The organism is Paraburkholderia sp., from assembly GCF_026225065.1.
Lineage (GTDB): Bacteria > Pseudomonadota > Gammaproteobacteria > Burkholderiales > Burkholderiaceae > Paraburkholderia.
Genome location: NZ_JAMFSB010000231.1, coordinates 1 through 4,724, shown reverse-complemented (window position 1 = coordinate 4,724; position 4,724 = coordinate 1). Strand labels below are relative to the sequence as shown.

At 63.6% G+C, this 4,724-nt stretch carries 5 protein-coding genes; 2 read left to right on the top strand and 3 right to left on the bottom strand.

What is annotated here, in order from left to right:
• The coding region (locus M0954_RS17060; RefSeq protein ID WP_297354432.1) for a DUF2866 domain-containing protein at positions 1-119 on the top strand (119 nt) is incomplete at its 5' end.
• A 71-nt stretch (positions 120-190) separates the two neighbouring features.
• Here the strand turns inward: M0954_RS17060 and M0954_RS17055 are convergent.
• The gene (locus tag M0954_RS17055; RefSeq protein ID WP_297354430.1) at positions 191-1,258 is read right to left on the bottom strand and encodes a CaiB/BaiF CoA-transferase family protein; all 1,068 of its coding nucleotides are present in this window, start codon (positions 1,256-1,258) and stop codon (positions 191-193) included.
• A 66-nt stretch (positions 1,259-1,324) separates the two neighbouring features.
• On the bottom strand, positions 1,325-3,295 hold the full coding sequence (locus M0954_RS17050) for an ATP-binding cassette domain-containing protein (protein ID WP_297354428.1): 1,971 nt from the start codon (positions 3,293-3,295) through the stop codon (positions 1,325-1,327).
• Positions 3,296-3,443: 148 nt separating this feature from the next.
• On the opposite strand from M0954_RS17050, the gene M0954_RS17045 reads away from it, so the two are divergent.
• Positions 3,444-3,923, top strand: coding sequence for a glutathione peroxidase (locus M0954_RS17045; RefSeq protein ID WP_122155157.1), 480 nt, complete (start codon positions 3,444-3,446; stop codon positions 3,921-3,923).
• 42 nt (positions 3,924-3,965) lie between these two features.
• Here the strand turns inward: M0954_RS17045 and M0954_RS17040 are convergent.
• Positions 3,966-4,724 (bottom strand): phospholipase D-like domain-containing protein (locus tag M0954_RS17040; RefSeq protein WP_297354427.1); only part of this gene is annotated, 759 nt, incomplete at its 5' end.

Genomic DNA, 4,724 nt, shown 5'->3' with positions numbered 1-4,724 from the left:
TGGCCGAAAACGTCACCGCAGATGAAGTGCGCGCCACCATCGACCGTCACGTCGAAGGACGCAAATACATGCTGCACGACGACGAACGGGCCCCGCGCCAGACTTTGCCGCGGCGCTAAACGCGGCGGGCGGCGGTGTTGGCGCCGACTTGGGGGTGTTCTGTGCCTGAGGCTTCTGATTCGATTCGCCTCTAGCCTGGCAGCCCATCTCTATCATCCGCCGCTTCACTGGCTTCTTCGTCTGCGCCGGGTTCAGCGTCAGGATTGAAGAGCGGATGCTGTGCGGCCTCCGCTGGCGTCAGCACTGGCGATACGCAGCAATCGAGCGGTTCCAGCAAGCGCACCCAATCTTCCAATGGCCGGCCAGCGATCAGGGTGACCATGTCCTGTATCAGCGCGAGCGCATCGGGTCCGCCGATGGCCTGGCCGACGCTCCAATGCCGGTACGCCCACTCCGGTCGGTCGAGCGCGTGGCATAACGTTTCCCAGAACTTGAGTTCGAGCGCCCCGACCGCGAGCCAGCGGCCATCCTGCGTCCGGTACAGGTTGTAGCAGGCCACACCGCCGTTCAGCAGGCCGCCGCCGGCTGGCGGCGCGGCGCCGTCGTTGGCGAGCGAGACGTGGGCGAGGAAGTTATTCGCGTGGCTGGCGTGTGTCATCGAAACATCGACGAAGCGGCCGTTGCCACCGCGCGCCACCTGCCAGAGCGCGGCGAGAATCTGCTCGACCGCGCTTGCGGCGCCGCCCAGCAGATCGGCAATCTGGAAGTTCGGCAGGATCGGTGCGCCGTCACGGGCCGCTAGTTGCTCGAGGACGCCTGCGTAGCTGACGTAATTCAGATCGTGGCCCGCTTGACGGGCGAATGGGCCCGTCGAGCCGTAGCCAGTGATAGCGCAGTAGACGAGCTTTGGATTGAGCACGCTCAAGTTGTCGTAGCCGATGTCTAGCCGGTCCATTACGCCCGGCCGAAAGCTCTCGATCAGCACGTCCGCTTCCCGGGCCAGCGCGCGCAGCACGGTGCGTCCCGCTTCGGACTTGAGATCGAGGCGCGTCTCGCGTTTGCCGCGGTTGACCATGCGATAGAAGGCGCCGGGACGGCCGGCGACGCGGTCACTCGAGGCCTGCAGCATCGTGCGGGTCGGGTCACCAGCGCCCGGCGCTTCGATCTTCAGCACATCCGCGCCCATTTCCGCGAGACGCAGAGCCGCGACTGGGCCGGGCAGCAGGCGCGTCAGGTCGAGGACGCGCAGGCCATGCAATGCAGCGGGAGACGTCAATGCCAACCTCTCTCTCTAGAAAACGGCGGCGCGCCTGGCGCAGCGTCCTTATCCGATCTGTTCAAGTTCCTCGTGAGTATCGAGCCATTCGGCTTCGAGCGCTTCGAGGCGCGCATTCACATCCGCCTGACGGCGGATTGCCTCCGTCAGTTTGGTCTTCTGTTCAGGATCGTAACTCGCCGGATCCGCGACGAACGCATCGAGCGTCGCTTTTTCGGCGTTCAGTGCGTCCATTTCCTTTTCGATCTTGTTGATGCGGTTTTGCAGCGGCTTCTTCAAGGACGAGAGTTTCTGGCGCGTTTCGGCGTCCTGACGGCGCTGCTCCTTGCGGTTTGCGGCGTTGTCTTCGCCCATGCCGCTACTGTTACTACTGCCGCCATTCGCTACGCCTCCCGTGTTGCCGACATTACCGGCCTTCAGCGCGGCGCGCTGTTCGGCGGCATGCTGCAGCAGCCAGTCGCGGTAATCGTCGAGGTCGCCGTCGAACGGTTGCAGCCGGTGTTTCGCCACCAGCATGAATTGATCGGTTGTGGCGCGCAACAGGTGGCGATCGTGCGAGACGAGGATCAGCGTGCCTTCGAATTGGGCAAGCGCCATGGTCAACGCGTGACGCGTTTCCAGATCCAGGTGATTGGTCGGCTCGTCGAGCAGCAGCAGATTCGGTTTTTGCCAGATCACCAACGCCAGCGCGAGACGCGCTTTCTCGCCTCCCGAAAACGGTGCGATGGCGGCGGTCGCCATTTCCCCGGAGAAATTGAAGCCGCCGAGATAGTCGCGCAACTCCTGCTCTCGCGTGTCGGGCGCAAGCCGGGCCAGATGCTGCAGCGCCGAGTCTTGCGGGCGCAGCGTTTCGAGTTGATGCTGCGCGAAGTAGCCGATGCGCAGCCCCTTGCCTTCGCGCACGTCGCCGCCGAGCGCCTCGAGCGTGCCGGCGAGCGTCTTGATGAGCGTCGATTTACCCTGGCCGTTCGCGCCGAGCAGGCCGATGCGCTGGCCGTTCTGGATCGACAGGGTGACGTGCTCGACAATCGGAATCTCGCCGCTTTCGTTGCGATAGCCGCAGCGCACGCTCTCCATCACCATCATCGGGTTGGGCGCCGAGTCCGGCGTGCGGAACTCGAACGTGAACGGCGATGACGCATGGGCCGGCGCAATCAGTTCCATCTTTTCAAGCGCCTTCACCCGGCTTTGTGCCTGGCGCGCCTTGGTGGCCTGCGCCTTGAAGCGGTTGATATAGCTCTGCAGATGCTCGACCGTGCGCCGCTGCTTCTCATACGAGCTCTGCTGCAGGGCGATCTGCTGCGCGCGCAGGATTTCGAACTGCGAATAGTTGCCGCCGTAGCGCTTGATCTGCTGTTGCTCGAGATGCAGCGTGACGTTGCAGACCGAATCGAGAAACTCGCGATCGTGGGAGATCACGATCAGCGTGCCCGGATAGCGATGCAGCCAGTCTTCGAGCCAGACGATGGCGTCGAGATCCAGGTGGTTGGTCGGCTCGTCGAGCAGCAGCAGGTCGGAGCGGCACATCAGCGCCTGCGCGAGATTCAGGCGCATGCGCCAGCCACCCGAGAAGCTCGCCACCGGCAGGCGCGTCTGTTCGAGCGTGAAGCCCAGGCCGAGCAGCAGCGCTTCGGCGCGCGCCGGGGCAGTGTAGCCGTCGGCGTCGGCAAAAGCGGCGTGCGCTTCGCCTTCCGCGGCGCCGTCGTGTGCGGCCGAGGCGGCGGCTATTGCTGCCTCAATGGCGCGCAACGCAGCGTCGCCGTCCAGCGTGTAGGCGAGCGCGGTCTTGTCGACGGCAGGGGTTTCCTGCGCCACATGGGCGATCTGCCACGAGGGCGGCATGGAGAAATCGCCGCCGTCCGCGTGCAGTTCGCCGAGCAGCACGGCAAACAGGGTCGACTTGCCCGCGCCGTTCGCCCCGACCAGCCCGGCTTTCTCGCCGGGGTTCAGGGTGAAGGTGGTTTGTTCGAAGAGCGGCTTGGTGCCACGCGCGAGACTGAACTGGTTAAAGCGGATCACTAAGAGGAGGCCGGCTTGGAAAAAACGCTATTTTAGACCGCCGGAGGGCAACCAGGCATCGGCCATTCGGCTAACTGTGCCAGCGGGGCTTTTAGCTTAGACTGACGCCTTTCGCAACCATGTTGCATGGTCGACACGGAGAGGACCCATGACATCGATTTATTCGTTCTCGGCGCGCACACTCGGCGGCGAGGAAGTCAGTCTTGACCGCTATCGCGGCAAGGTGCTGCTGATCGTCAATACGGCGAGCGAGTGCGGCTTCACTCCGCAATACGCGGGGCTCCAGAAACTGTACGAAACCTACGCGGGGCGCGACTTCGAGATTCTCGGCTTCCCTTGCAACCAGTTCGGCAAACAGGAACCGGGCGACGCCACGCAGATCGGCAGCTTCTGCGAGAAGAACTACGGCGTGAGCTTTCCGATGTTCGACAAGATCGACGTGAACGGTGCCAATGCCCACCCGCTGTACCGCTATCTGACCGGTGAAGCGCCTGGTCTGCTGGGCCTCGAGGGCATCAAGTGGAATTTCACCAAGTTTCTGGTGAGCCGTGACGGCACGGTCGTCAAACGCTTTGCGCCTGTCACCAAGCCCGAAGCGATCACCGGCGAGATCGGGAAGCTGCTGTAGGGGCGGGAGGCGTCACCTGTGCGACACGCGCGCCGTCGGCTCCTAGAGAATCGGCGAGAACAATCTTGCAACGTGCATCGTCACGCGTCTGAACGCAGGCGCCTGGCGGTACTCGTTACGGTCGATCTCGTAGGATTCGGCGAAATCGCGCGTGAGCATCGCTTCGACTTCGGTGGCGAAGCCGCGGTCCACGGTCAGCACCATGATCTCGAAGTTCAACCGGAACGAGCGGTTGTCGAGATTCGCGCTGCCGATAGCCGCGGCAACGGTGTCGATCAGTACCACCTTCTGATGCAGGAAGCCGGGCCGGTAGCGGAAGATGCGGATGCCGGCGTTTACCGAGTCGTAGGCATATAGCTTCGAGGCTTCGAACACGACGTAGTGGTCGCGCCGGCTCGGAATCAGGATGCGCACGTCCACGCCGCGAAACACCGCTAGCCGCAGCGCCGAAAACACCGCTTCGTCGGGTACGAGGTAAGGCGTGGTGATCCAGATCCGCTCGCGAGCCGCGTTGATCGCTTCGACGAAGAACAACGAACAGGTCTCCTGCTTGTCGGCGGGGCCGGTGGGCATGACGATGCAATGCATGCCCTCATCGGTCGCTTCGTAAGACGGCATATCGAGCGGCGGCAGCGTCTGGGTGGCCCAGTACCAGTCTTCCGTGAACACGAACTGGATGCTGGCGACCACCGGTCCGCGCACCTCGATATGAGTATCGCGCCACGGCGACAGCGGTGGCTTGGCGCCGAGATATTCCACGCCGACATTATGTCCGCCGACGAACGCCCGCTCGCCATCCAC